At 54.8% G+C, this 25453-nt stretch carries 18 protein-coding genes, 3 tRNA genes and 2 rRNA genes; 9 read left to right on the forward strand and 14 right to left on the reverse strand.

From position 1 onward, the window contains the following. The first annotated feature begins 90 nt into the window (after positions 1 to 90). Positions 91 to 1356 (forward strand): ATP-dependent RNA helicase RhlB, encoded by a 1266-nt coding sequence (rhlB, locus tag HVX72_RS21755; RefSeq protein WP_060569249.1) that lies wholly within the window; start codon positions 91 to 93, stop codon positions 1354 to 1356. Between the two features lie 5 nt (positions 1357 to 1361). Then, positions 1362 to 2852, forward strand: coding sequence for a guanosine-5'-triphosphate,3'-diphosphate diphosphatase (gene gppA, locus HVX72_RS21760; RefSeq protein WP_181822268.1), 1491 nt, complete (start codon positions 1362 to 1364; stop codon positions 2850 to 2852). A 30-nt stretch (positions 2853 to 2882) separates the two neighbouring features. On the opposite strand, the gene rep is transcribed toward gppA, so the two are convergent. After that, positions 2883 to 4907: a DNA helicase Rep gene (gene rep, locus HVX72_RS21765; protein WP_181822269.1), complete on the reverse strand. Its 2025-nt coding sequence runs from the start codon at positions 4905 to 4907 to the stop codon at positions 2883 to 2885. Positions 4908 to 5300: 393 nt separating this feature from the next. On the opposite strand from rep, the gene HVX72_RS21770 reads away from it, so the two are divergent. The 4 genes from HVX72_RS21770 to ppiC all read left to right on the forward strand — a co-directional run bounded on the left by HVX72_RS21770 (position 5301) and on the right by ppiC (position 9363). Then, positions 5301 to 6440 (forward strand): sugar diacid recognition domain-containing protein, encoded by a 1140-nt coding sequence (locus HVX72_RS21770; RefSeq protein ID WP_181822270.1) that lies wholly within the window; start codon positions 5301 to 5303, stop codon positions 6438 to 6440. A 119-nt stretch (positions 6441 to 6559) separates the two neighbouring features. Continuing rightward, entirely contained in the window at positions 6560 to 7828 is a 1269-nt protein-coding gene (locus HVX72_RS21775; RefSeq protein WP_181822271.1) for an SLC13 family permease, read from the forward strand. Between the two features lie 7 nt (positions 7829 to 7835). After that, entirely contained in the window at positions 7836 to 8981 is a 1146-nt protein-coding gene (locus tag HVX72_RS21780; RefSeq protein ID WP_181822272.1) for a glycerate kinase, read from the forward strand. A gap of 100 nt (positions 8982 to 9081) precedes the next feature. Next, positions 9082 to 9363, forward strand: coding sequence for a peptidylprolyl isomerase PpiC (ppiC, locus tag HVX72_RS21785; RefSeq protein WP_001140251.1), 282 nt, complete (start codon positions 9082 to 9084; stop codon positions 9361 to 9363). Between the two features lie 63 nt (positions 9364 to 9426). On the opposite strand, the gene ilvC is transcribed toward ppiC, so the two are convergent. Then, positions 9427 to 10902 (reverse strand): ketol-acid reductoisomerase, encoded by a 1476-nt coding sequence (ilvC, locus tag HVX72_RS21790; protein ID WP_181822273.1) that lies wholly within the window; start codon positions 10900 to 10902, stop codon positions 9427 to 9429. A gap of 152 nt (positions 10903 to 11054) precedes the next feature. Between ilvC and ilvY the strand changes: the two genes are divergently transcribed. Further along, complete coding sequence (ilvY, locus tag HVX72_RS21795; RefSeq protein WP_181822274.1) at positions 11055 to 11945, forward strand: HTH-type transcriptional activator IlvY; 891 nt, start codon at positions 11055 to 11057, stop codon at positions 11943 to 11945. Here ilvY and ilvA read toward each other — a convergent pair. From ilvA to ilvL, 6 genes are all read right to left on the reverse strand, one after another. Next, positions 11942 to 13486 carry a threonine ammonia-lyase, biosynthetic gene (ilvA, locus tag HVX72_RS21800; RefSeq protein ID WP_181823311.1) on the reverse strand — a complete coding sequence of 515 codons (1545 nt, stop codon included), beginning with the start codon at positions 13484 to 13486 and terminating at the stop codon, positions 11942 to 11944. The two genes, ilvY and ilvA, sit on opposite strands and share 4 nt — an antisense overlap. Before the next feature lie 2 nt (positions 13487 to 13488). Then, entirely contained in the window at positions 13489 to 15339 is a 1851-nt protein-coding gene (ilvD, locus tag HVX72_RS21805) for a dihydroxy-acid dehydratase (protein ID WP_042292842.1), read from the reverse strand. Between the two features lie 62 nt (positions 15340 to 15401). Further along, complete coding sequence (ilvE, locus tag HVX72_RS21810; protein ID WP_042292843.1) at positions 15402 to 16331, reverse strand: branched-chain-amino-acid transaminase; 930 nt, start codon at positions 16329 to 16331, stop codon at positions 15402 to 15404. A gap of 19 nt (positions 16332 to 16350) precedes the next feature. Further along, positions 16351 to 16614, reverse strand: coding sequence for an acetolactate synthase 2 small subunit (gene ilvM / locus HVX72_RS21815; RefSeq protein ID WP_042292846.1), 264 nt, complete (start codon positions 16612 to 16614; stop codon positions 16351 to 16353). Beyond that, a complete protein-coding gene (gene ilvG / locus HVX72_RS21820) occupies positions 16611 to 18257 on the reverse strand; it encodes an acetolactate synthase 2 catalytic subunit (protein ID WP_181822275.1) in 1647 nt (548 codons plus the stop codon). The genes ilvM and ilvG overlap by 4 nt, the downstream gene beginning before the upstream one ends. A 139-nt stretch (positions 18258 to 18396) precedes the next feature. Next, positions 18397 to 18495, reverse strand: a complete 99-nt coding sequence (gene ilvL / locus HVX72_RS21825; protein ID WP_001311244.1) for an ilv operon leader peptide — start codon at positions 18493 to 18495, stop codon at positions 18397 to 18399. Positions 18496 to 18846: 351 nt separating this feature from the next. On the opposite strand from ilvL, the gene HVX72_RS21830 reads away from it, so the two are divergent. Continuing rightward, positions 18847 to 20367: a YifB family Mg chelatase-like AAA ATPase gene (locus HVX72_RS21830; protein ID WP_181822276.1), complete on the forward strand. Its 1521-nt coding sequence runs from the start codon at positions 18847 to 18849 to the stop codon at positions 20365 to 20367. Positions 20368 to 20392: 25 nt separating this feature from the next. Here the strand turns inward: HVX72_RS21830 and maoP are convergent, their stop codons facing one another. Beyond that, complete coding sequence (gene maoP / locus HVX72_RS21835; protein ID WP_042292859.1) at positions 20393 to 20731, reverse strand: macrodomain Ori organization protein MaoP; 339 nt, start codon at positions 20729 to 20731, stop codon at positions 20393 to 20395. Positions 20732 to 20849: 118 nt separating this feature from the next. Here maoP and hdfR point away from each other — a divergent pair, with 118 nt between their 5' ends. Further along, positions 20850 to 21683 (forward strand): HTH-type transcriptional regulator HdfR, encoded by an 834-nt coding sequence (gene hdfR / locus HVX72_RS21840; RefSeq protein WP_060569256.1) that lies wholly within the window; start codon positions 20850 to 20852, stop codon positions 21681 to 21683. Between the two features lie 95 nt (positions 21684 to 21778). Here the strand turns inward: hdfR and HVX72_RS21845 are convergent. The 5 genes from HVX72_RS21845 to HVX72_RS21865 all read right to left on the reverse strand — a co-directional run bounded on the left by HVX72_RS21845 (position 21779) and on the right by HVX72_RS21865 (position 25402). Then, positions 21779 to 21854, reverse strand: a tRNA-Trp gene (locus HVX72_RS21845). Between the two features lie 8 nt (positions 21855 to 21862). Beyond that, positions 21863 to 21939, reverse strand: a tRNA-Asp gene (locus HVX72_RS21850). A gap of 54 nt (positions 21940 to 21993) precedes the next feature. After that, a 5S ribosomal RNA gene (gene rrf, locus HVX72_RS21855) occupies positions 21994 to 22109 on the reverse strand. A gap of 128 nt (positions 22110 to 22237) precedes the next feature. Continuing rightward, a 23S ribosomal RNA gene (locus HVX72_RS21860) occupies positions 22238 to 25142 on the reverse strand. A 184-nt stretch (positions 25143 to 25326) separates the two neighbouring features. Beyond that, positions 25327 to 25402: transfer RNA gene (locus HVX72_RS21865), tRNA-Glu, on the reverse strand. Between the last annotated feature and the right edge of the window lie 51 nt (positions 25403 to 25453).

Here is a 25453-nt window from a genome sequence, read left to right on the forward strand (position 1 = left end):
TGTTGATGTCGCATTAACCAACTAAAGGTTGACTTTATTTCACCGGATACGCTTTCGTAAAGCAATAGTAAGCTGATATTCTACCACACTATGAGCAAAACACATTTAACAGAACAGAAGTTTTCCGACTTCGCCCTGCACCCAAAGGTGATCGAAGCCCTTGAAAATAAAGGGTTTCATAACTGCACGCCCATTCAGGCCCTCGCGCTGCCGCTTACGCTGGCCGGTCGCGATGTCGCAGGGCAGGCGCAAACCGGTACTGGCAAAACGATGGCGTTCCTGACGTCAACGTTTCATTATCTTCTCTCTCATCCCGCGATTGACGATCGCAAGGTGAACCAGCCGCGCGCCTTAATCATGGCGCCGACGCGTGAGTTAGCCGTGCAGATCCACGCCGATGCCGAGCCGTTGGCGCAGACCACAGGTCTGAAGCTGGGTCTCGCCTACGGCGGCGACGGCTATGACAAGCAGCTGAAAGTGCTGGAAAGCGGCGTCGATATTCTTATCGGCACCACAGGCCGTCTGATCGACTACGCAAAACAGAATCACATTAACCTGGGCGCGATTCAGGTCGTTGTCCTCGACGAAGCCGATCGCATGTACGATCTGGGCTTTATTAAAGATATCCGCTGGCTGTTCCGCCGCATGCCGCCAGCCACACAGCGTCTGAACATGCTGTTCTCCGCAACCCTCTCTTACCGCGTGCGTGAACTGGCGTTCGAACAAATGAACAACGCCGAATACGTGGAAGTCGAGCCGGAACAAAAAACCGGCCACCGTATTAAAGAAGAGCTTTTCTATCCGTCTAACGAAGAGAAGATGCGCCTTCTGCAAACATTAATTGAAGAAGAATGGCCGGATCGCGCCATTGTTTTCGCTAACACGAAACACCGCTGTGAAGACATCTGGGGCCATCTGGCCGCCGATGGTCATCGCGTGGGCCTGCTGACGGGCGACGTGGCGCAGAAAAAACGCCTGCGCATTCTCGACGAGTTCACCCGCGGCGATCTGGATATTCTTGTCGCTACCGATGTTGCCGCACGCGGGCTGCATATTCCCGCAGTCACCCACGTATTTAACTACGATTTGCCGGACGATTGCGAAGATTACGTCCACCGCATTGGCCGAACCGGACGCGCAGGCGCAAGTGGCCACTCCATCAGCCTGGCGTGTGAAGAGTACGCGCTGAACCTGCCGGCGATCGAAACCTACATCGGTCACTCCATTCCGGTCAGCAAATACAATCCGGATGCGCTGATGAACAATCTGCCGAAGCCGCTGCGTCTGACGCGCTCGCGCCCAGGCAATGGCCCGCGTCGGGCTGGCGCCCCGCGTAACCGTCGTCGTTCGGGTTAAAAAACATGCTAAACACCTCCTCGCTGTACGCCGCAATTGATTTAGGCTCGAATAGTTTTCATATGCTGGTGGTGCGCGAGGTGGCGGGAAGCATCCAGACGCTCACGCGAATTAAACGCAAGGTGCGTCTGGCCGCTGGCCTGAACAGCGAGAACGCCCTTTCTGCTGAAGCTATGGAGCGCGGCTGGCAATGCCTGCGCCTGTTTGCCGAGCGCCTTCAGGATATTCCCCAGCCGCAAATCCGCGTGGTTGCGACCGCAACGCTACGCATAGCGGTGAATGCCGATGAATTTATCGCTAAAGCGCAAGAGATCCTCGGTTGCCCGGTACAGGTCATCAGCGGCGAAGAAGAAGCGCGCCTGATTTATCAGGGCGTGGCGCATACCACCGGCGGCGCGGATCAGCGACTGGTTGTCGACATCGGCGGCGCGAGCACTGAACTGGTTACCGGCACGGGCGCACAAACCACGTCGCTGTTTAGTCTGTCGATGGGCTGCGTCACCTGGCTTGAGCGCTATTTCACCGACCGTAATCTGGCGCAGGAAAATTTCGACGAAGCGGAAAAAGCCGCGCGAGACGTGCTGCGTCCGGTAGCCGATGAACTTCGCTACCACGGCTGGAAAGTGTGCGTTGGTGCATCCGGCACCGTGCAGGCGCTTCAGGAAATCATGATGGCGCAGGGCATGGATGAGCGCATTACGCTGTCGAAACTCCAGCAGTTGAAACAGCGGGCGATTCACTGTGGCCGGCTGGAAGAACTGGAAATTGAGGGCTTAACCCTTGAACGCGCACTGGTATTCCCCAGCGGGTTGGCCATTCTCATCGCCATTTTTACCGAACTGAATATTCAGGGCATGACCCTGGCCGGCGGCGCGCTGCGCGAAGGGCTGGTGTACGGTATGCTGCATCTTGCAGTCGATCAGGATATTCGTAGCCGTACGCTGCGTAACGTCCAGCGTCGGTTTATGGTCGATACCGAACAAGCGAACCGCGTTGCCAGACTGGCGGAGAATTTCGTCGGACAAGTAGAATATGAATGGCATCTTGAGCCGATCAGCCGCGAACTGTTGATCAGCGCCTGCATGCTGCATGAAATCGGCCTGAGCGTAGATTTCAAACAAGCGCCTCAGCACGCGGCGTATCTGGTGCGCAATCTGGACCTGCCTGGATTCACCCCCGCGCAGAAAAAACTGCTCGCCACGCTGTTATTGAACCAGACCAACCCGGTTGATCTTTCCTCGCTGCACCAGCAAAACGCCGTGCCGCCGCGCGTGGCTGAGCACCTTTGTCGTCTGCTAAGACTGGCGATTATTTTCGCCAGCCGCCGTCGTGACGATCTGCTGCCGTCGATCGCCCTGCAGGCGACAAATGAGATACTGACGATTACGCTACCGAAAGGGTGGCTGGAACAGCATCCGCTGGGAAATGAGTTGATTGCGCAGGAAAGCCAGTGGCAAAGCTATGTTCACTGGCCTTTAGATGTTCAGTCATCGTGATTTTGCCGGATGACGCTTCGCGAATCCGGCCTATAACTTCGCTTTCTTTGCCGCCATCATTGCTTTCAGGTTCGCCAGATGGCTTTGCCCTTTCTGCATGCGTTCTTCTGCGCTTACCACTTTGCGTTCCTGCTCCCAGATCAGATCGTCCTGCGGTAATTCCAGCAGGAAACGGCTCGGCTCCGGGCGTACCAGCTCGCCGTACTGACGGCGCTCTTTACAGAGGGTGAAGATCAGTTCTTTTTGCGCGCGGGTTATGCCTACGTAGGCCAGACGGCGTTCTTCATCAATGTTGTCTTCATCGATGCTGCTTTGGTGCGGCAGAAATCCCTCTTCCATTCCCACCATAAACACATACGGAAACTCCAGACCTTTCGAGGCGTGAAGCGTCATCAGTTGAACCTGATCCAGTTCTTCTTCGCTTTCACCGCGCTCCATCATGTCGCGCAGCGTAAAGCGTGTCACCACCTGGGTCAGCGTCATCGGCTCATCCAATTCGCTGCCTTCCAGCATTTCAGTCATCCAGCTAAACAGCTGGTTGACGTTTTTCATGCGCATTTCGGCCGCTTTCGGGCTGGGCGAGGTTTCGTACAGCCAGGATTCATAATCAATGCCGTGAATCAGATCGCGTACGGCGGCAATGGGTTCGCGCTCGGCCAGACGCTGGATTTCACCCAGCCAGTGGGTAAATCGGGTCAACGAATCGTAGCCGCGCCCGGTAAGCGTCTGGCTCAGGCCCAGATCAAAGCTGGCGGTAAACAGGCTTTTATTGCGGGTCATAGCCCACTCGCCCAACTTTTGCAGCGTAGCCGGTCCGATTTCGCGTTTTGGCGTATTCACGATGCGCAGGAAAGCGCTGTCATCATCCGGATTGGTCAGCACCCGAAGATAGGCCAGCAGATCTTTGATCTCCGGGCGAGAGAAGAACGAGGTGCCGCCGGAAATTTTGTACGGAATACGGTTCTGCATGAGGTATTTTTCAAACACCCGCGACTGATGATTACCGCGATACAGAATGGCGTAATCCTTGTATTCCGTTTTATTCACGAAGTGATGGGCGATCAGTTCGCCGGTTACACGCTCGGCCTCATGTTCTTCGTTGTTTGCGCTGAGCACTTTCAGCTCCGCGCCATATCCCAGCTCCGAAAAGAGCCGCTTTTCAAAGACGTGCGGATTATTGGCAATAAGAATATTTGCTGCTTTCAGGATCCGCCCGGAAGAGCGGTAGTTCTGCTCCAGCTTGATAACCTGCAGCGCCGGAAAATCCTGGCTCAACAGCACCAGGTTTTGAGGTCGCGCACCGCGCCAGGAGTAGATCGACTGGTCGTCATCACCCACGACGGTAAAGCGCGCGCGGTTCCCCACCAGCAGCTTGACCAGCTCGTACTGGCTGGTATTGGTATCCTGATACTCGTCCACCAGCAGATAGCGGATCTTGTTCTGCCAGCGCTCGCGCACTTCCTCATTACGCTGCAGCAGCAGTGTTGGCAGTAAAATCAGATCGTCAAAGTCGAGAACGTTACAGGCTTTCAGGTGCGCATCGTACAGGCCATAGCAGTGCGCAAAAATGCGATCGCGTTCGCCTTTCGCACTTGCTGCCGCCTGGGCTGGCGTTTTGAGATCGTTCTTCCAGTTTGAGATCGTCGAGATCAGCTGTTGCAGCACCACTTTGTCATCGTCAATCAACCCTTCCGTCAGCTCTTTCAGCAAGGCGACCTGATCGGTGTCGTCAAACAGCGAGAAATTGGATTTCATTCCCAGCGCGGCGTATTCGCGTTTTATCACCTCCAGCCCCAGCGTATGGAAGGTGGAGATCATCAGCCCACGCGCTTCTTTACGCCCCAACGTCTGTCCGACACGTTCTTTCATTTCGCGCGCCGCCTTGTTGGTAAAGGTCACCGCAGCGATGTGTCGCGCCTGGTAACCGCAGCCGCGTATCAAATGGGCGATTTTGTTGGTGATAACGCGTGTCTTACCGGAACCCGCCCCCGCCAGCACCAGGCAAGGTCCGGTGACGAATTCGACAGCGTGTTGTTGGCCGGGGTTTAAACGCATGGGAATGTTGCTCAATCTTCGAACGGGGGAGGGATTGTAGCAGAAAGCGAGGCAGAGATTGAGCTTTCCGTGACTGTACGTACGGAGGCCGCCTGAAAGAAATGAACACGGCGCTGGCGTGCAAGAAATGATTAATTTCCGAACAATATCCTACGTCGATCACATCGAAAAAAAAGACGGAACAGGCGAACAGAAACAGAATTAATCATTTGAGTTTAAAGGGAAAACAGAGGATACAAGCTTTCTGGGGCATTTTTATTTGTATAAACCGACAAAAAAGAGGCCGTACTGCCCGCTTTCTTTGTCTGTTCACCCGAAACATTTCACCACTGGATACGCTAATAGATCGGATATGGGCCACATATTGCGCCCGCCTTTCATGCTGAGCATAAAATGAACAAGATTCACGCTAATTATTACCTGCAAGACTCTACCGCACGCCAGATAGTTCAACGCACAATGGGGATAATTCCGTACTCGGTAAATGTGATGAACGAGCATGGGATGATCATTGCTTCCGGGGAAGCCTCACGTTTACATCAACGCCATGAGGGCGCCGTACTCGCATTGACCGAAAACCGGGTCGTCGAAATTGATTCCGCGACCGCCAATAAGCTTAAAGGCGTTAAGCCCGGCATCAATTTACCGATTAATTTTCGCGACCAGCTGATTGGCGTACTGGGCATTACCGGCGAGCCTGGTGAAGTGAAGGCATATGCGCAGTTGGTGAAGATGGCTTCGGAATTAATCATTGAACAAATGGCGCTCCTCGAGCAAAAACAGTGGGATAAGCGTTACCGCGAAGAGCTGATTAATCAGCTGATTTTGCGCGATCCGCCGCCGGACTCGCTGAACGCGGTGGTCTCATGGTTGGGAATTAATCTCCAGCTTCCGCGGGTGGTGGTGATTATGGAACTGCAACAACCGGATCGCGACGCGCTGCGTAATCTGATGGAATATTTTGAATATCGCGCCCGCGACCATTTGGTCACGTTTTCCGACTTTAATGAGCTGATAATCTTAAAACCTATCACGCTAAAAAACGGCGTCTGGCATAAATCGTTGGAACTAAGCGATCTGCAGAGATTTAAACATTACGCACAGTCCTGTGGTTTTTCCCGACTGATCGTCGGCGGCTATTTCACCGGAGAAAACGGCCTGCGTCGCTCTTTTCAGACCGCGAAATCCACCCAGGCCATGGCGAAAAGACTGAAGTTGAAGCATCAGTTCATTTTTCATGACGACTATGCGCTGGCGTCATTATTGGGCGGGCTTTCCGGTACCTGGCAAGCGGAAGAATTATCCAAAATCTGGCGCGATCTGGTTGCCCAGGACACCAAAGGCGTTCTGCAAAAAACGCTACAGCATTATTTTGAGCATAATTGTGATCTTTCGCAAACAGCGACCAGCCTGCATATTCATGTCAATACGTTACGCTATCGACTGCAGCGAGTGGAAGATATTACAGGAATACAAATCAATAACTTAAAACAGTTACTCTGGTTGTATATCGGCATGGAGTTACAGCGCTGAACTGTATTTTCCTCCAAATTTTTCGCCGTCTGGCGCCGTATTTTTAGCCGATACACACAAGTCTAACGCGGCTGCTTTCTCCATACTGCCCCCTGTTATTTTCATGGAGAAAGCAGAAGATGGTTTCAATAACAGCAACTGGCGCCATCATCGCACTCGTGGTGGCGATCGTTTTAATTTTACGCAAAGTCTCGCCGGCTTACGGCATGATGGTCGGCGCGCTGGTAGGCGGTCTGGTCGGCGGCGCCGATCTGGTGCAAACCGTGACGCTAATGGTCACCGGCGCGCAAGGCATTACCAATGCCGTGCTGCGCATTCTCGCGGCAGGTGTACTGGCCGGCGTGTTGATTGAATCCGGCGCGGCAAACACCATCGCTGAAACGGTAGTGAAAAAAGTGGGCGAAAGCCGGGCGCTTTTAGCCTTAGCCATTGCGACGATGATTCTGACCGCCGTCGGCGTATTTATCGACGTGGCGGTTATCACCGTTGCACCGATTGCCCTGTCTATTGCCCGTCGCGCCGGTTTGTCGAAACTCGCCATTCTGCTGGCGATGATTGGCGGCGGTAAAGCGGGTAATGTGATGTCGCCTAACCCCAATGCCATCGCCGCGTCGGACGCCTTTCATGTTCCCCTCACCTCCGTGATGATGGCCGGGATAATCCCCGGTCTGTTCGGCCTGATCGTGGCTTATTTACTGGCAAAACGTCTCAGCCAGAAAGGCCTGATGGTGATGCCCGACGAAGTGATTTCACACGACAACCACGGCAAGCAGCCGGGATTTCTTGCCGCTATCAGCGCGCCGCTCGTCGCCATTGTGCTGCTGGCGCTACGACCTGTTGCGGGTATCGCCATCGATCCGCTGATTGCCCTGCCCGTCGGTGGGTTAGCCGGTGCGATCCTGATGGGCAGGTTTAAGCAAAGTAACGCCTTTATGATGTCCGGGCTTACGCGCATGGCGCCGGTAGCCATCATGCTGCTCGGTACCGGTACGCTCGCCGGGATTATCGCCAACTCGGAACTGAAAGATGTGCTCATTCATGGGCTGACCTCTTCCGGTCTGCCTTCTTATCTGCTGGCCCCTATTTCCGGCGCGATCATGTCTATGGCAACAGCGTCCACTACGGCGGGAACCGCCGTTGCCGCCGGGGTATTCAGCCAGACGCTGCTGGGTCTTGGCGTATCAGCCCTTGCCGGTGCCGCCATGATTCACGCTGGCGCAACCGTACTGGATCACCTGCCCCATGGCAGCTTCTTCCACGCCACGGGCGGCAGTGTCGGCATGCCGATCCACGAACGGTTAAAACTGCTGCCTTATGAAACCCTTGTCGGTTTTGTTATCGCCCTGATTTCCACACTGATGTTTGGCGTCTTCGGACTTGCCGGGTAAGGACACGATGAAAATAGTCATTGCACCAGATTCATTTAAAGAAAGTTTATCGGCCATGCAGGTGGCCACCGCTATCGAGCAGGGATTTCGTGAAATTTATCCCGAGGCCGAGTATGTCAAATTGCCGATGGCAGACGGCGGCGAAGGTACCGTCGAATCAATGGTTGAAGCAACCGAAGGCCATTATCTGTTCCAGAATGTGACCGGACCGCTGGGAACGCCAGTACAGGCGCGCTGGGGTATGCTGGGAGATGGGAAAACGGCAATCGTTGAAATGGCCTCCGCATCCGGACTGCATCATGTCCCGCCAGAATGCCGTAACCCTATGCTGACCACCAGCTATGGCACCGGCGAATTGATCCTTGCCGCGCTGGACCACGGCGTTGAGCGCATTATTCTCGGGATTGGCGGTAGCGCCACCAATGACGGCGGCGCAGGTATGCTACAGGCACTTGGTGTGGCGCTGCTTGATACAAACGGGAAATCGCTTCCTTTCGGCGGCGGCGCGCTAAGCGACCTGGCCATCATCGATGCCTCAGGCTGCGACGCTCGACTGAAAAACGTTTCTGTCACCGTCGCCTGCGACGTTAACAATCCACTCTGTGGCGCAACAGGAGCGTCAGCCATCTTCGGCCCGCAAAAAGGGGCAACGCCGGAAATGGTTGCCTCCTTAGACGCTGCGCTGGCCAACTTTGGTAAACGGCTTCAGGACGCAACCGGACGAAACGTGATGATGACGCCTGGCGCAGGCGCCGCTGGCGGCATGGGCGCGGCGCTGTTAGGGATACTGAACGCGGAGTTAAAGCCGGGCGTGGAGATTGTTATTGACGCGCTGCATCTCGATAGCCTGGTCGCGGATGCCAGCCTGGTGATCACCGGTGAAGGTCGTCTTGATAGCCAGAGCATCAGCGGTAAAACGCCGATTGGCGTCGCACGCTGCGCTAAGCGGTATCAGAAACCGGTGATCGCGCTGGCGGGCGGCTTAACGACCGATCACCAGATTGTGCATCAGCACGGGCTGGACGCGGTGTTCTCCGTGCTGACGCGAATCGCCACGCTGCCGGAAGCGCTACAGGATGCGGAATACAACCTGCGCGTTTCGGCACGCAATATTGCCAGCGTCTGGAAATTATCACAGCAGCAGATGCGCTAATCTTCAGCCAGGCCAGCAAGCAGTAGCTGGCCTGGATATTCTTTCTCACCAGCCCCGTGCTAAAATCGCCCGCTTCACTCATCCCACGCAAGGCACGATCATGGCAAAAACAGCAGCAGCACTGCATATTCTTGTTAAAGAAGAAAAACTGGCGCTGGATCTTCTTGAGCAGATTAAAAACGGCGCCGACTTCGGCAAACTGGCGAAGAAACACTCAATCTGTCCGTCTGGCAAACGCGGCGGCGACCTGGGCGAATTCCGTCAGGGCCAGATGGTTCCGGCATTCGATAAAGTGGTCTTTTCCTGCCCGGTACTGGAACCAACCGGTCCGCTGCACACCCAGTTCGGCTACCACATCATTAAGGTGCTGTACCGTAACTAACAAAAAACCCGGTGTCTTCAAACACCGGGTTTTTTATCTTTGCCGGATGCTGGCAACGCGGAATTAGCCAGCGACAGCGATACGCTTCATATCGGTCATATAGCCGCGCAGTTTCTTACCTACCTGCTCGATAGCATGGCCGCGAATCGCCTCGTTCACATCGCGCAGTTGCGCGTTGTCTACCGCTCCTTCCGCAATCGTTTTGCCCAGATCGCCCGGCTGCAGGGTGGCCATGAACTCTTTCAGCAGCGGTACGCAGGCGTAAGAGAACAGGTAGTTGCCGTACTCGGCGGTATCAGAGATAACCACGTTCATTTCGTACAGACGCTTACGGGCGATGGTGTTCGCGATCAGCGGCAGTTCGTGCAGGGATTCGTAGTACGCAGACTCTTCGATGATGCCGGAATCCACCATGGTTTCGAACGCCAGCTCAACGCCCGCTTTCACCATCGCGATCATCAGTACGCCTTTATCGAAGTACTCCTGCTCACTGATTTTGCCTTCATACTGTGGCGCCGTTTCGAACGCGGTTTTACCGGTTTCTTCACGCCAGGTCAGCAGTTTCTTATCGTCGTTCGCCCAGTCCGCCATCATGCCGGAAGAGAATTCGCCGGAGATGATGTCATCCATGTGTTTCTGGAACAGCGGCGCCATGATCGCTTTCAGCTGTTCGGACAGCGCGTAAGCACGCAGTTTCGCCGGATTAGACAGGCGGTCCATCATCAGCGTAATGCCGCCCTGCTTCAGCGCTTCGGTGATGGTTTCCCAGCCGAACTGAATCAGTTTTTCCGCGTATGCCGGGTCGGTGCCCTCTTCCACCAGCTTGTCGAAGCACAGCAGAGAACCCGCCTGCAGCATGCCGCACAGAATGGTTTGCTCGCCCATCAGGTCAGATTTCACTTCCGCAACGAAGGACGATTCCAGCACGCCCGCGCGGTGGCCACCGGTCGCTGCCGCCCATGCTTTGGCAATCGCCATACCTTCGCCTTTCGGATCGTTTTCCGGGTGAACCGCGATCAGGGTCGGCACGCCGAAGCCACGCTTGTACTCTTCGCGTACTTCCGTACCCGGGCACTTCGGCGCCACCATCACCACGGTGATGTCTTTACGGATCTGCTCGCCCACTTCAACAATGTTAAAGCCGTGAGAGTAACCCAGCGCGGCGCCGTCTTTCATCAGCGGCTGTACGGAACGCACCACGTCAGAGTGCTGCTTGTCTGGCGTCAGGTTTACCACCAGGTCCGCCTGCGGGATCAGCTCTTCGTAGGTACCCACTTTAAAGCCGTTTTCGGTCGCTTTACGCCAGGACGCTCGTTTTTCGACAATTGCTTCTTTGCGCAGGGCGTAAGAGATATCCAGACCGGAGTCACGCATATTCAGGCCCTGGTTCAGCCCCTGCGCGCCACAGCCGACGATGACCACTTTTTTACCCTGAAGGTAGCTCGCGCCATCGGCAAATTCGTCGCGGCCCATAAAGCGGCATTTGCCCAGCTGCGCCAGCTGCTGGCGCAGGTTCAGTGTATTAAAGTAGTTAGCCATGGGTGATACCTCGTGATGTTGTGTGTCTTATTGTTCGGTTCGCGTTTCAGCGAGAATGTACCCACATTACAACAGGAAATTTATTGCGGAAATTGATATATTCACAACGTCAAATTGCAATTTTTGCAATGTAAAAAGAGGGAGTGGAATCGGTGGATTTACGCGATCTGAAAATGTTCCTGCATCTGGCGGAAAGCCGTCACTTTGGCCGCAGCGCCCGGGCGATGCACGTCAGCCCGTCCACGCTTTCCCGACAGATACAGCGCCTTGAGGAAGACCTTGGCCAGCCGCTGTTCGTGCGCGACAACCGCACCGTCACGCTCACGGAAGCAGGCGAAGAGCTACGGGTCTTTGCCCAACAGACCTTATTGCAGTATCAGCAACTGCGGCACACGCTCGATCAGCAGGGACCGTCGCTCTCCGGCGATCTGCATATTTTCTGCTCCGTGACCGCCGCTTACAGCCATTTGCCGCCTGTTCTCGATCGCTTTCGCGCGGAGCACCCCTCGGTGGAAATTAAACTCACCACGGGCGACGCCGCCGACGCGATGGAAAAGGTGGTGACGGGCGAAGCGGATCTCGCCATTGCCGGGAAACCTGAAACGCTGCCCGGCGCGGTGGCATTCTCGATGCTGGAGAATCTGGCGGTGGTGCTGATCGCCCCGGCGCTACCCTGCCCGGTACGCAGTCAGGTCGCGGTGGAAAAACCCGACTGGTCGACAGTGCCGTTCATCATGGCTGACCAGGGGCCAGTGCGCCGCCGCATTGAGCTGTGGTTTCGCCGCCATAAAATCAGTAACCCCATGATTTACGCAACCGTCGGCGGGCATGAAGCGATGGTGTCGATGGTCGCGCTCGGCTGCGGCGTGGCGCTGCTGCCGGAAGTGGTGCTGGAAAACAGTCCTGAACCGGTACGCAATCGCGTGATGATTTTAGAACGTAGCGACGAAAAAACCCCGTTTGAGTTGGGGGTGTGCGCAACGAAAAAGCGGCTGCATGAGCCGCTGATTGATGCGTTCTGGAAGATATTGCCGAACCACTAGCCCGCCAGGAAGAAACGGAACGCCGGGTTTTGAGTTTCGTCGTGACACTCATAGCCCAGTTCGTTCAGGCGAGTTTCGAAATCCGGCTCGTGATCGCCCAGTTCGAAGGCTGCCAGTACGCGCCCGTAGTCGGTGCCATGGCTGCGGTAATGGAACAAAGAGATGTTCCAGTGGGTGCCGAGCGTATACAAAAACTTCAGCAAGGCGCCGGGAGATTCCGGAAACTCGAAGCTGTAAAGTCGTTCTTTCAGCGGCTTAGATGGACGCCCGCCGACCATATAGCGCACATGGAGCTTCGCCATCTCGTCGTCAGAGAGATCGACCACGCTGTAGCCGCCGTCATTCAGCAAATTCAGGATCTCTTTGCGCTCTTCCAGACCGCGGCTTAAACGCACGCCGACAAAAATGCAGGCATCTTTGGCATCGGCAAAACGGTAGTTAAATTCCGTTACCGAACGACCGCCGAGGAGCTGGCAAAATTTCAGAAAGCTGCCCTTCTCTTCCGGAATGGTCACCGCCAGCAAGGCTTCACGCTGTTCACCCAACTCGCAGCGCTCGGAAACGTAACGCAGGCCGTGGAAGTTAACGTTGGCGCCAGACAGCACGTGCGCCAGACGTTCGCCGCGAATGTTGTGCTGGGCGATATATTTTTTCATGCCCGCCAGCGCCAGCGCGCCGGACGGTTCCGCCACCGCACGCACGTCCTCGAACAGATCTTTCATCGCCGCGCAGATAGCATCGCTATCAACCGTGATAATATCGTCAAGATACTCCTGGCACAGACGGAAGGTTTCATCGCCGATGCGTTTGACCGCCACGCCCTCGGCAAACAGCCCCACACGCGGGAGATCGACCGGATGCCCGGCATCGAGCGCCGCTTTCAGGCATGCAGAGTCTTCCGCTTCAACGGCAATGACCTTGATCTGCGGCATCAGCTGTTTGATCAGCACCGCCACACCTGCCGCCAGGCCGCCGCCGCCCACCGGCACGAATACGCGATCAAGGTGAGCGTCCTGCTGGAGCAGTTCAAGCGCCAGCGTCCCCTGCCCGGCAATCACCATCGGGTGGTCGAACGGCGGCACCCAGGTAAAGCCCTGCTGCTGCGCCAGTTCGATCGCTTTGGCTTTCGCCTCATCAAAATTCGCGCCGTGTAGCAGGACTTCTCCGCCAAAACCGCGCACCGCATCCACTTTGATATCAGCAGTCGCAACCGGCATGACAATCAGCGCCTTCACGCCCAGACGCGCAGAGGAAAACGCCACGCCCTGCGCATGATTGCCCGCCGACGCGGTGATCACACCGCGCGCTTTTTGTTCCTCGGTTAAGCCCGCCATCATCGCGTAAGCGCCGCGCAGCTTAAAGCTGTGCACCGGCTGGCGGTCTTCGCGCTTCACCAGGATGACGTTGTCGAGGCGCGAGGAGAGTTTTTCCATTTTTTGCAGAGGCGTGACCTGCGCCGCTTCATAAACCGGCGCGCGCAGCACCGCCCGGAGATATTCCGCCCCCTCGGGGGCGGCGGATAAGGGTTGTGACTCGGCCATCATTAGCCCCCAAGTTTGGATTTATCGCGCACCGCGCCTTTGTCTGCGCTGGTCGCGAGGCTGGCGTAGGCGCGCAGGGCAAACGACACCTGACGCTGACGGTTTTTCGGCGTCCAGGCTTTGTCACCGCGCGCTTCCTGCGCTTCACGGCGCGCCGCCAGTTCAGCGTCGCTCACCTGCAACTGAATGCCACGGTTAGGAATATCAATGGCGATCAGATCGCCATCTTCAATCAGGCCAATATTGCCGCCGCTTGCCGCTTCAGGGGAAACGTGGCCGATGGAGAGACCAGAGGTCCCGCCAGAGAAACGACCATCAGTGATCAGCGCACAGGCTTTGCCGAGGCCCATGGATTTCAGGAAGCTGGTTGGGTAGAGCATTTCCTGCATTCCGGGACCGCCTTTCGGCCCTTCGTAGCGGATCACCACAACGTCGCCTTCCACCACTTTGCCGCCGAGAATGGCTTCTACCGCGTCGTCCTGACTTTCGTAGACTTTCGCCGGGCCGGTGAAAGTCAGGATGCTGTCATCCACGCCTGCGGTTTTTACGATGCAGCCGTTTTCCGCGAAGTTACCGTACAGTACCGCCAGACCGCCGTCTTTGCTGTAGGCATGTTCCAGCGAGCGGATACATCCTCCCGCGCGATCGTCGTCCAGTGTCTCCCAACGACAGTCCTGCGAGAACGCTTTGGTGGTGCGAATGCCAGCCGGACCGGCACGGAACATCTGCTTCACGGCCTCATCCTGCGTCACCATCACGTCGTACTGCTCAAGCGTTTGCGGCAGCGTCAGCCCCAGTACGTTTTTCACGTCACGGTTCAGCAACCCCGCACGATCCAGTTCGCCGAGGATCCCCAGCACGCCCCCCGCACGGTGGACATCTTCCATGTGGTATTTTTGGGTGCTTGGCGCCACCTTGCACAATTGCGGCACTTTGCGGGACAGCTTGTCGATATCGCTCATGGTGAAGTCAATCTCCGCTTCCTGCGCGGCGGCCAGCAGGTGCAGAACGGTATTGGTTGAACCGCCCATGGCGATATCCAGCGTCATGGCGTTTTCGAATGCTGCCTTGCTGGCGATGTTGCGCGGCAGCGCGCTGGCGTCGTCCTGCTCGTAGTAGCGTTTCGTCAGCTCAACGATGCGTTTGCCGGCGTTAAGGAACAGCTGTTTACGGTCAGCGTGGGTCGCCAACAGCGAACCGTTGCCCGGCTGGGAAAGGCCCAGCGCTTCGGTCAGGCAGTTCATGGAGTTGGCGGTGAACATTCCGGAACAGGAACCACAGGTCGGGCAGGCAGAGCGTTCAACCTGATTGCTTTGGTCGTCAGAGACTTTCGGGTCTGCGCCCTGGATCATCGCGTCGACCAGATCGAGTTTGATGATCTGATCGGACAGTTTGGTTTTCCCGGCTTCCATCGGACCGCCGGAAACAAAGATCACCGGAATGTTCAGGCGCAATGAGGCCATCAGCATTCCCGGGGTGATTTTGTCGCAGTTGGAGATACAAACCATCGCATCAGCGCAGTGGGCGTTCACCATGTACTCGACTGAATCGGCGATCAATTCGCGGGACGGCAGCGAATAAAGCATCCCTCCGTGGCCCATGGCGATACCATCATCCACGGCGATGGTGTTGAATTCTTTCGCCACGCCACCTGCGGCTTCTATCTGTTCGGCAACCAGTTTACCGAGATCGCGCAGGTGCACGTGCCCCGGCACGAACTGGGTAAACGAGTTCACGACCGCAATGATCGGCTTACCAAAATCGTCATCGGTCATTCCAGTGGCGCGCCACAGCGCGCGGGCTCCCGCCATATTGCGGCCATGAGTGGTGGTGGCGGAACGGTACTTAGGCATACTTTTTACTCCCAGTGTCTGTCTGTGAAATGGGACGGTGCGTGCCGTCCCATTTTTTATTCTTAGTGATTAACCTGATCCAACCAGCCGTATTTATCTTCCGTTTCACCGGTGAAGAGACCGAAGAAGGCTTGCTGAATACGCTTCGTGACCGGACCGCAGCGGCCTTCACCTACCTGGATTCCGTCAACGCTGCGCACCGGGGTGATTTCCGCCGCGGTACCTGACATAAACACTTCGTCAGCCAGATACAGGGATTCGCGGGACAGGACCTGCTCGCGCACTTCGATACCGAGGTCTTTCGCCAGTTTGATGATCGCGTCGCGGGTGATACCCGGCAGCGCGGAAGAGGTAAACGGCGGCGTGAACAGCACGCCATCTTTCACTTCAAACAGGTTTTCGCCTGCGCCTTCGGAGATATAGCCATTCACGTCCAGAGCGATACCTTCCTGATACCCATGGCGGCGGGCTTCGCTGCCCACCAGCAGAGAGGAAAGATAGTTGCCGCCCGCTTTCGCCGCCGTCGGAATGGTGTTTGGCGCTGCGCGATTCCAGGACGACACCATCGCATCGATCCCCTGTTCCAGGGCTTCGGCGCCCAGGTATGCGCCCCATGGGAACGCTGCGATGATCACGTCGGTGTTGTATCCCGGAGGTGGGTTCACGCCCATGCCAACATCACCGACAAACACCAGCGGACGTATGTAGGCGCTGGTCAGGTTGTTTTTACGGATCACGTCGCGACAGGCTTCCATCAATTCGTCCACGCTTTGCGAAACCGGGAAACGATAAATTTTGGCTGAGTCATGCAAACGCTGCATGTGTTCACGATGACGGAACACCACCGGTCCTTTGTGAGAGTCGTAGCAACGGATACCTTCAAACACGGACGTACCGTAATGCAGCGCGTGGGACATCACGTGGACTTTCGCGTCCTCCCAACGAACCATCTCCCCATTGAACCAAATGTAATCAGCTTTTTTCGTCGTCATTTTTTTCTTCCTGTCGCGCTCAAGCACGGATTTGTTGTGATGTGGTTGTGCTCTGGCAGATGGCAACATGTGCAACGTCTACCAGTTTTGTTAACTGACTAAACAGTAAGTCGACCGACCGAGGACTGGCAACGGTTAATTCGATATTGATGTTTTGCGCATCGCTGGCGGCTTCCATATTCATGGCGCATACCTGAAATCCGCGATGACGGACCACGCGCAATACGCGTTCTAACGTTTCGGGATTAAAGCGCGCTTCAACGGCGACCTGATGTTGCATCATAATGTTTTCTCCAGCATTTCAGAGTTGCTGGCGCCAGGCGGCACCAGAGGCCAGACATTCTCAAGTTCATTGATTGAGACATGAAGCAGGTATGGCCCCTCGCTGTTCAGCAGGGTGTCGAGTGCCGCTTCAACCTGGTCTTTACGGGTGATGTGTTGGCCAGGGATGCCGAAAGCGCTGGCTAACATAAGGAAATCGGGGTTATCAGTCAGAGTGGTTTCGCTATATCGTTCTGCAAAAAACAGTTGTTGCCATTGTCGAACCATCCCTAACCGTTGGTTATCCAGTAATACCATCTTCAACGGTAACTGCTTGCGTTTTACGGTGCCTAACTCCTGAACGTTCATCATGAAGGAGCCATCACCGGAGATACAGATTACGGTATCGTTGGGCCGCGCAACCTGTGCGCCCACCGCAGCCGGTAAGCCAAACCCCATGGTGCCTAATCCGCTGGAGGTGATGAAATTCTCCGGACGGGTATAAGTCATGTGTTGCGCTGACCACATCTGGTGCTGGCCGACATCGGTTGTCACCACGCAGTTTGCCGGTTTACGTTCGGACAACTGCTTCAACAGCAGCGGCGCGTAAATGGCATCGCCCGGATGGTCGTAGCGCCAGCCGTGTTCCGCTCGCAGTTCCGCGTTACGCTGGCGCCACGCATCGATATTTACTGGTTGCTGTAATGCAGGCAGAAGGGCATTTAAATCACCCTGCAGCGCAACGTGGGCCTGGCGCAGTTTATTCAGCTCAGCCGGGTCGATATCCATATGAATCACACTGGCGTGCGGCGCGAAAGTGTTTAATTTGCCAGTCACCCGGTCATCAAAACGTGCGCCGATCGCAATCAGTAAGTCGCACTCCTGTACCGCGAAATTTGCCGCTTTGGTGCCATGCATACCAAGCATCCCCAGATAGTACGGATAGTCAGCCTCCACGGCGCCCAAACCTTTCAGCGTACAGGTAACGGGCATTTGTGTTGTCGCCAGAAACTCACGCAGCGCCGGTACCGCCTGCGCCATTCCTACGCCGCCGCCGACATACAACATAGGTTTTTGCGCCTGCGCCAACATAGCGCGAGCCTGTTCAACTTCTGCATGCGGGAAAGCCGCTTCGCTTTCAACGGTGGTGAAATATGGTTCCAGCGCACCGCTGGCTAACTGGATATCTTTCGGGATATCGACCAGTACAGGACCGGGACGGCCGGAACGGGCAATGTCAAACGCCTCTGCCATGATGCGTGGCAATTCTTCCAGCGACTGCACCAGGAAACTGTGTTTGGTGCAGGCCAGCGAAAGACCTAATACATCCACTTCCTGAAATGCATCAGTACCGATGAACGGCGCAGAAACCTGCCCCGTGATAGCCACTACCGGAACGGAATCCAGCAGCGCATCCGCCAGGCCGGTGATCAGGTTAGTCGCCCCCGGACCGGAAGTGGCGATACAGACTCCGGTTTTACCTGTAGCGCGGGCGTAGCCAATAGCAGCCATCGCAGCACCCTGCTCATGGCGGCACAACAGGTGCTCCACGCCACCGTCATACAACGCATCGTAGACCGGCATAATTGCGCCACCGGGATAGCCGAAAACGGTCTCGACACCCTGCGCACGCAACGCATGTACCACCCACTGTGCTCCATTCATAGTTAGTTCCCCGCCGTAAATCCTGAGAAACAGAATTTTATGCTGTTATTCATTGTCTGCTCCTCGATGGTAGTTTTAAGGTCAAAAAAAACCCCCGGACCTTTCGGTGCGGGGGTCTTAGTTCGTTAAGGCTTGATTTCTAAGCCTTTCCTCGTCCAAGTGCAGCCCCGCACGGTGGGATAATAATCACCACCACGCTAATCACGACCAGGCTAATCACTCGTAGAAGGGCTGTCATTTTTGTCGATTCTTGCATCTTGTTCGAAGGAATGCCTAAAGAGTTACCATAGATTTTGCCGATTGCACAAGATTTTTTTGGTTTGTTTTTTCCGTCGCTGCTGATGCTTTAACGTAACGCCGTTGTTTTTTATACAAAAAGTGATATTTGAAAAAAATTCACCTTGCACGGGTAACTCGCTGTTTCCGTTGTGCAACATACCTGTCTGATCGCCTTTTGCGAGCAGTCTTCCGGAATACGGTTTCATGCTTTCAAATTCAGTAAAAATACCGGAATCATCCTCGAAAAAACGCAAAATTACACAACATTCACCCTAACGCGTACGCCATAATCATGGCCTCTGGAGGGGCTATGTCACTGTCAATTGTTCATACGCGAGCTGCGCTCGGCGTTAACGCGCCGGCTATCACAATCGAAGTCCATATCAGTAACGGACTCCCAGGCCTGACGCTGGTGGGGCTACCGGAAACCACCGTAAAGGAGGCCCGGGATCGGGTTCGTAGCGCTATTATCAATAGCGGGTATGAATTCCCGGCTAAGAAAATCACGATTAATCTTGCCCCTGCCGATCTCCCCAAGGAGGGAGGGCGATATGATTTACCTATCGCCGTTGCGCTTCTGGTGGCTTCTGAGCAGCTTAAGACCCATAGGCTTGATCAATATGAGTTAGTGGGCGAATTAGCGCTTACAGGCGCGCTACGTGGCGTTCCTGGCGCCATCTCCAGCGCAACCGAAGCGATACGCGCAGGAAGAAGTATCATCGTTGCAAAAGAGAATGAAGACGAAGTAGGACTGATTGACGGCGATGGCTGTCTGATAGCCGACCATCTGCAGGCAGTCTGCGCATTTCTGGAAGGCAAGCAGCCGCTCGATCCCCCTTCCCCGGGCGTATGGGGTTCTTCGCCCAATCACGACGATCTCAACGATATTATTGGCCAGGAGCAAGGTAAGCGCAGCCTGGAGATTACGGCGGCAGGTGGACACAACCTGCTTCTTATTGGCCCTCCGGGCACCGGTAAAACAATGCTTGCCAGTCGGCTTAATGGATTACTACCACCTCTAAGTAACAAAGAGGCGCTGGAAAGCGCGGCAATCCTTAGCCTGGTTAATTCGACCAGTGTGCAAAAGCAGTGGAAACAGCGCCCCTTTCGATCGCCACATCACAGCGCATCCCTGGCGGCAATGGTCGGTGGCGGCTCCATTCCCGGACCCGGTGAAATTTCTCTGGCGCATAACGGCATACTTTTTCTCGATGAACTCCCCGAATTCGAACGACGCACATTAGATGCGTTACGTGAGCCGATAGAGTCCGGGCAAATTCACCTTTCGCGCACGCGGGCTAAGATCGCCTATCCGGCGCGTTTTCAATTGGTTGCGGCAATGAACCCCAGCCCTACCGGACATTATCAGGGAAAACACAATCGATGTACGCCAGAACAAACACTGCGCTATCTTGGCCGGCTGTCCGGACCGTTTCTCGACCGCTTCGATCTTTCGTTGGAGATCCCGTTGCTACCTGCAGGTATGCTCAGTCAGACCGAAGTCAAAGGTGAAAGTAGCGCTACGGTTAAGCAGCGGGTCATCGCTGCGCAGGAACGGCAGTACAGGCGCCAGGGTAAACTCAACGCACATTTGCAAAATAAAGAAATTCGTCAGCATTGCCCATTGAACAACGAGGATTCGCAGTGGCTGGAAGAAACGCTCATCCATCTGGGGTTGTCTATCAGGGCGTGGCAACGTTTGTTGAAGGTTTCCCGGACCATTGCCGATCTCGAACAGGCGGAAGGGATCACTCGCCAGCATTTACAGGAAGCAGTGAGCTACCGGGCCATAGACAGGTTACTTGCTCATCTGCAGAAACTCCTGACGTAAAAAAAGGGCTTACGCCCTTTTTTCGTTAGTCATCAGACTCAGTGTAGTCTTCAGCCCCTTCCATCTGCGGTTTACCGCCTGACAGGGTGTGGAAACGTTTTGGACGCTTGATGCGCGACATGTATTTAGACCATACACGTTCCGCTTCGGTCACCGGCTCGCGTTCACCACGGCATACCGCCACAAAGAGTTTCTCTTCCTCGGTAACCGGCTCACGCTTGCCAAGATCCAGCTCGTTGAAGGCATAACCATGACGCTCAAGCAGTTGTGCCTCTTTGATGGTGAAATCACCATGACGAGAGAACCCGCGTGGATAATATTTGTTGTCGAAATATCGATTAGTCGTCGTAAAGCTTTCCGCCATCCTGCACGCTCCTAATTCTTTGGCCGAGCTATTTATGGCGCGGAGTATTAGTTACGCTTGACAGAGTGTAAAACAAAACATTTAAATCATAACGACAAATAATTTTGCGGAGAGCACTGTGGATACGGAATTGCTAAAAACTTTCCTGGAAGTGAGCCGGACACGCCACTTTGGCCGGGCTGCGGAAGCACTCTATCTGACACAGTCGGCGGTGAGCTTTCGCATCAGACAGCTGGAAAACCAGCTGGGCGTGAACCTTTTCACACGCCACAGAAACAATATCCGCTTAACAGCAGCGGGGGAGAAGCTTTTACCCTATGCCGAAACGCTGATGAATACGTGGCAGGCAGCCCGTAAAGAAGTCGCCCATACCTCAAGGCATAATGAGTTCTCTATCGGTGCCAGCGCTTCTTTGTGGGAGTGTATGCTCAATGACTGGCTGGGTCGGCTATACCAGACACAAGAGCCGCAAACCAGCCTGCAATTCGAAGCGCGTATTGCCCAGCGCCAGTCTCTGGTCAAGCAGTTACATGAGCGTCAGCTTGATCTGCTGATCACGACCGAAGCGCCGAAGATGGATGAATTCAGTAGTCAGTTACTTGGGCATTTCACCCTGGCGTTATACTGCGCGCGCCCTTCTACGCTAAAGGATGCGTTGAATTATCTGCGGCTGGAGTGGGGTCCGGACTTTCAGCAGCATGAAGTGGGTCTGATCGCCTCGGATGAAATACCCGTGCTAACCACCAGTTCCGCCGAACTGGCCAGACAGCAACTGTCGGCGTTGAATGGTTGCACCTGGTTACCCACAGCATGGGCTAAGGAAAAAGGCGGTTTGCATACCGTTGCCGACAGTGCAACGTTATCGCGTCCGTTATACGCCATATGGCTGCAGAATAGCGATAAACATGCGCTGATCAGAGATCTTTTAAAAACCGGCGTACTGGAAGAATAAAACAATCAGGAGGCAAGGATGCCGATAAGAAGGGATGGTGAATTTACTGTTTTACAAACAAAAAAAATCCTTAGCAAATGCTAAGGATTATTTTATGGCAGGGGCGGAGAGACTCGAACTCCCAACACCCGGTTTTGGAGACCGGTGCTCTACCAATTGAACTACGCCCCTAATTAGGGTGGCGGAACGGACGGGACTCGAACCCGCGACCCCCTGCGTGACAGGCAGGTATTCTAACCAACTGAACTACCGCTCCACCGAATTTTTCTACAACCACTGATTTTTACATCAGTTTACTGCTTAATTTGATGCCTGGCAGTTCCCTACTCTCGCATGGGGAGACCCCACACTACCATCGGCGCTACGGCGTTTCACTTCTGAGTTCGGCATGGGGTCAGGTGGGACCACCGCGCTACGGCCGCCAGGCAAATTCTTTGTGCTCTGTACGCAATACTTTATCGCATCAGCAGCGCTGGCTGCGCAAACTATTGCGTACTTAACTCTGAATCAATGCTGAAAATCTCTCAATTCCGCCAAAACATCTTCGGCGTTGTAAGGTTAAGCCTCACGGTTCATTAGTACCGGTTAGCTCAACGCATCGCTGCGCTTACACACCCGGCCTATCAACGTCGTCGTCTTCAACGTTCCTTCAGGAGACTTATAGTCTCAGGGAGAACTCATCTCGGGGCAAGTTTCGTGCTTAGATGCTTTCAGCACTTATCTCTTCCGCATTTAGCTACCGGGCAGTGCCATTGGCATGACAACCCGAACACCAGTGATGCGTCCACTCCGGTCCTCTCGTACTAGGAGCAGCCCCCCTCAGTTCTCCAGCGCCCACGGCAGATAGGGACCGAACTGTCTCACGACGTTCTAAACCCAGCTCGCGTACCACTTTAAATGGCGAACAGCCATACCCTTGGGACCTACTTCAGCCCCAGGATGTGATGAGCCGACATCGAGGTGCCAAACACCGCCGTCGATATGAACTCTTGGGCGGTATCAGCCTGTTATCCCCGGAGTACCTTTTATCCGTTGAGCGATGGCCCTTCCATTCAGAACCACCGGATCACTATGACCTGCTTTCGCACCTGCTCGCGCCGTCACGCTCGCAGTCAAGCTGGCTTATGCCATTGCACTAACCTCCTGATGTCCGACCAGGATTAGCCAACCTTCGTGCTCCTCCGTTACTCTTTAGGAGGAGACCGCCCCAGTCAAACTACCCACCAGACACTGTCCGCAACCCGGATTACGGGCCCACGTTAGAACACCAGCCATTAAAGGGTGGTATTTCAAGGGCGGCTCCACGCAGACTGGCGTCCACGCTTCAAAGCCTCCCACCTATCCTACACATCAAGGACCAGTGTTCAGTGTCAAGCTATAGTAAAGGTTCACGGGGTCTTTCCGTCTTGCCGCGGGTACACTGCATCTTCACAGCGAGTTCAATTTCACTGAGTCTCGGGTGGAGACAGCCTGGCCATCATTACGCCATTCGTGCAGGTCGGAACTTACCCGACAAGGAATTTCGCTACCTTAGGACCGTTATAGTTACGGCCGCCGTTTACCGGGGCTTCGATCAAGAGCTTCTCCTTACGGATAACCCCATCAATTAACCTTCCGGCACCGGGCAGGCGTCACACCGTATACGTCCACTTTCGTGTTTGCACAGTGCTGTGTTTTTAATAAACAGTTGCAGCCAGCTGGTATCTTCGACTGATTTCAGCTCCATGAGTAAATCACTTCACCTACATATCAGCGTGCCTTCTCCCGAAGTTACGGCACCATTTTGCCTAGTTCCTTCACCCGAGTTCTCTCAAGCGCCTTGGTATTCTCTACCTGACCACCTGTGTCGGTTTGGGGTACGATTTCGTGTTACCTGATGCTTAGAGGCTTTTCCTGGAAGCAGGGCATTTGTCACTTCAGCACCGTAGTGCCTCGTCATCACGCCTCAGTGTTAAAGTGAACCGGATTTACCTGGAACACACACCTACACGCTTAAACCGGGACAACCGTCGCCCGGCCGACATAGCCTTCTCCGTCCCCCCTTCGCAGTAACACCAAGTACAGGAATATTAACCTGTTTCCCATCGACTACGCCTTTCGGCCTCGCCTTAGGGGTCGACTCACCCTGCCCCGATTAACGTTGGACAGGAACCCTTGGTCTTCCGGCGAGCGGGCTTTTCACCCGCTTTATCGTTACTTATGTCAGCATTCGCACTTCTGATACCTCCAGCATGCCTCACGACACACCTTCAACGGCTTACAGAACGCTCCCCTACCCAACAACACATAGTGTCGCTGCCGCAGCTTCGGTGCATGGTTTAGCCCCGTTACATCTTCCGCGCAGGCCGACTCGACCAGTGAGCTATTACGCTTTCTTTAAATGATGGCTGCTTCTAAGCCAACATCCTGGCTGTCTGAGCCTTCCCACATCGTTTCCCACTTAACCATGACTTTGGGACCTTAGCTGGCGGTCTGGGTTGTTTCCCTCTTCACGACGGACGTTAGCACCCGCCGTGTGTCTCCCGTGATAACATTCTCCGGTATTCGCAGTTTGCATCGGGTTGGTAAGCCGGGATGGCCCCCTAGCCGAAACAGTGCTCTACCCCCGGAGATGAGTTCACGAGGCGCTACCTAAATAGCTTTCGGGGAGAACCAGCTATCTCCCGGTTTGATTGGCCTTTCACCCCCAGCCACAGGTCATCCGCTAATTTTTCAACATTAGTCGGTTCGGTCCTCCAGTTAGTGTTACCCAACCTTCAACCTGCCCATGGCTAGATCACCGGGTTTCGGGTCTATACCCTGCAACTTAACGCCCAGTTAAGACTCGGTTTCCCTGCGGCTCCCCTATTCGGTTAACCTTGCTACAGAATATAAGTCGCTGACCCATTATACAAAAGGTACGCAGTCACCCCATAAAGAGGCTCCCACTGCTTGTACGTACACGGTTTCAGGTTCTTTTTCACTCCCCTCGCCGGGGTTCTTTTCGCCTTTCCCTCACGGTACTGGTTCACTATCGGTCAGTCAGGAGTATTTAGCCTTGGAGGATGGTCCCCCCATATTCAGACAGGATACCACGTGTCCCGCCCTACTCATCGAGCTCACAACCGGTGTGGTTTTGTGTACGGGGCTGTCACCCTGTATCGCGTGCCTTTCCAGACACTTCCACTACCACACTGGCTGATTCAGGCTCTGGGCTGCTCCCCGTTCGCTCGCCGCTACTGGGGGAATCTCGGTTGATTTCTTTTCCTCGGGGTACTTAGATGTTTCAGTTCCCCCGGTTCGCCTCGTTAACCTATGTATTCAGTTAACGATAGTGTGACGAATCACACTGGGTTTCCCCATTCGGACATCGCCGGGTCAAAGGTTCATATCACCTCGCCGACGCTTTTCGCAGATTAGCACGTCCTTCATCGCCTCTGACTGCCAGGGCATCCACCGTGTACGCTTGGTCGCTTAACCTCACAACCCGAAGATGTTTCACTTCTGATTGCGATAATTGAGAGACTCACGAACAACTTTCGTTGTTCTGTGTTTCAATTTTCAGCTTGATCCAGATTTTTAAAGAGCAAATATCTCAAACATGACTCGTAAGTCAGTTTTGAGATATAACGGCCGGCGACTTTCACTCACACAAACCAGCAAGTGGCGTCCCCTAGGGGATTCGAACCCCTGTTACCGCCGTGAAAGGGCGGTGTCCTGGGCCTCTAGACGAAGGGGACACAAAGTCTCAATCGCAAGACGCCTTGCTTCTCTACATCTATCAGACAATC

It is taken from the genome of Citrobacter sp. RHB21-C05 (assembly GCF_013889015.1).
GTDB lineage: Bacteria > Pseudomonadota > Gammaproteobacteria > Enterobacterales > Enterobacteriaceae > Citrobacter_A > Citrobacter_A sedlakii.

What these genes read in the sequence shown, in the direction of transcription:
- HVX72_RS21830 (WP_181822276.1), top strand. Translation starts at nt 18,847, where the DNA reads ATGTCACTGTCAATTGTTCATACGCGAGCTGCGCTCGGCGTTAACGCG.
- HVX72_RS21775 (WP_181822271.1), top strand. Translation starts at nt 6,560, where the DNA reads ATGGTTTCAATAACAGCAACTGGCGCCATCATCGCACTCGTGGTGGCG.
- ilvL (WP_001311244.1), bottom strand. Translation starts at nt 18,495, where the DNA reads ATGACAGCCCTTCTACGAGTGATTAGCCTGGTCGTGATTAGCGTGGTG.
- ilvE (WP_042292843.1), bottom strand. Translation starts at nt 16,331, where the DNA reads ATGACGACGAAAAAAGCTGATTACATTTGGTTCAATGGGGAGATGGTT.
- gppA (WP_181822268.1), top strand. Translation starts at nt 1,362, where the DNA reads ATGCTAAACACCTCCTCGCTGTACGCCGCAATTGATTTAGGCTCGAAT.
- ilvD (WP_042292842.1), bottom strand. Translation starts at nt 15,339, where the DNA reads ATGCCTAAGTACCGTTCCGCCACCACCACTCATGGCCGCAATATGGCG.
- ilvA (WP_181823311.1), bottom strand. Translation starts at nt 13,486, where the DNA reads ATGGCCGAGTCACAACCCTTATCCGCCGCCCCCGAGGGGGCGGAATAT.
- ilvG (WP_181822275.1), bottom strand. Translation starts at nt 18,257, where the DNA reads ATGAATGGAGCACAGTGGGTGGTACATGCGTTGCGTGCGCAGGGTGTC.
- HVX72_RS21770 (WP_181822270.1), top strand. Translation starts at nt 5,301, where the DNA reads ATGAACAAGATTCACGCTAATTATTACCTGCAAGACTCTACCGCACGC.
- rhlB (WP_060569249.1), top strand. Translation starts at nt 91, where the DNA reads ATGAGCAAAACACATTTAACAGAACAGAAGTTTTCCGACTTCGCCCTG.
- maoP (WP_042292859.1), bottom strand. Translation starts at nt 20,731, where the DNA reads ATGGCGGAAAGCTTTACGACGACTAATCGATATTTCGACAACAAATAT.
- ilvC (WP_181822273.1), bottom strand. Translation starts at nt 10,902, where the DNA reads ATGGCTAACTACTTTAATACACTGAACCTGCGCCAGCAGCTGGCGCAG.
- ilvM (WP_042292846.1), bottom strand. Translation starts at nt 16,614, where the DNA reads ATGATGCAACATCAGGTCGCCGTTGAAGCGCGCTTTAATCCCGAAACG.
- HVX72_RS21780 (WP_181822272.1), top strand. Translation starts at nt 7,836, where the DNA reads ATGAAAATAGTCATTGCACCAGATTCATTTAAAGAAAGTTTATCGGCC.
- rep (WP_181822269.1), bottom strand. Translation starts at nt 4,907, where the DNA reads ATGCGTTTAAACCCCGGCCAACAACACGCTGTCGAATTCGTCACCGGA.
- ppiC (WP_001140251.1), top strand. Translation starts at nt 9,082, where the DNA reads ATGGCAAAAACAGCAGCAGCACTGCATATTCTTGTTAAAGAAGAAAAA.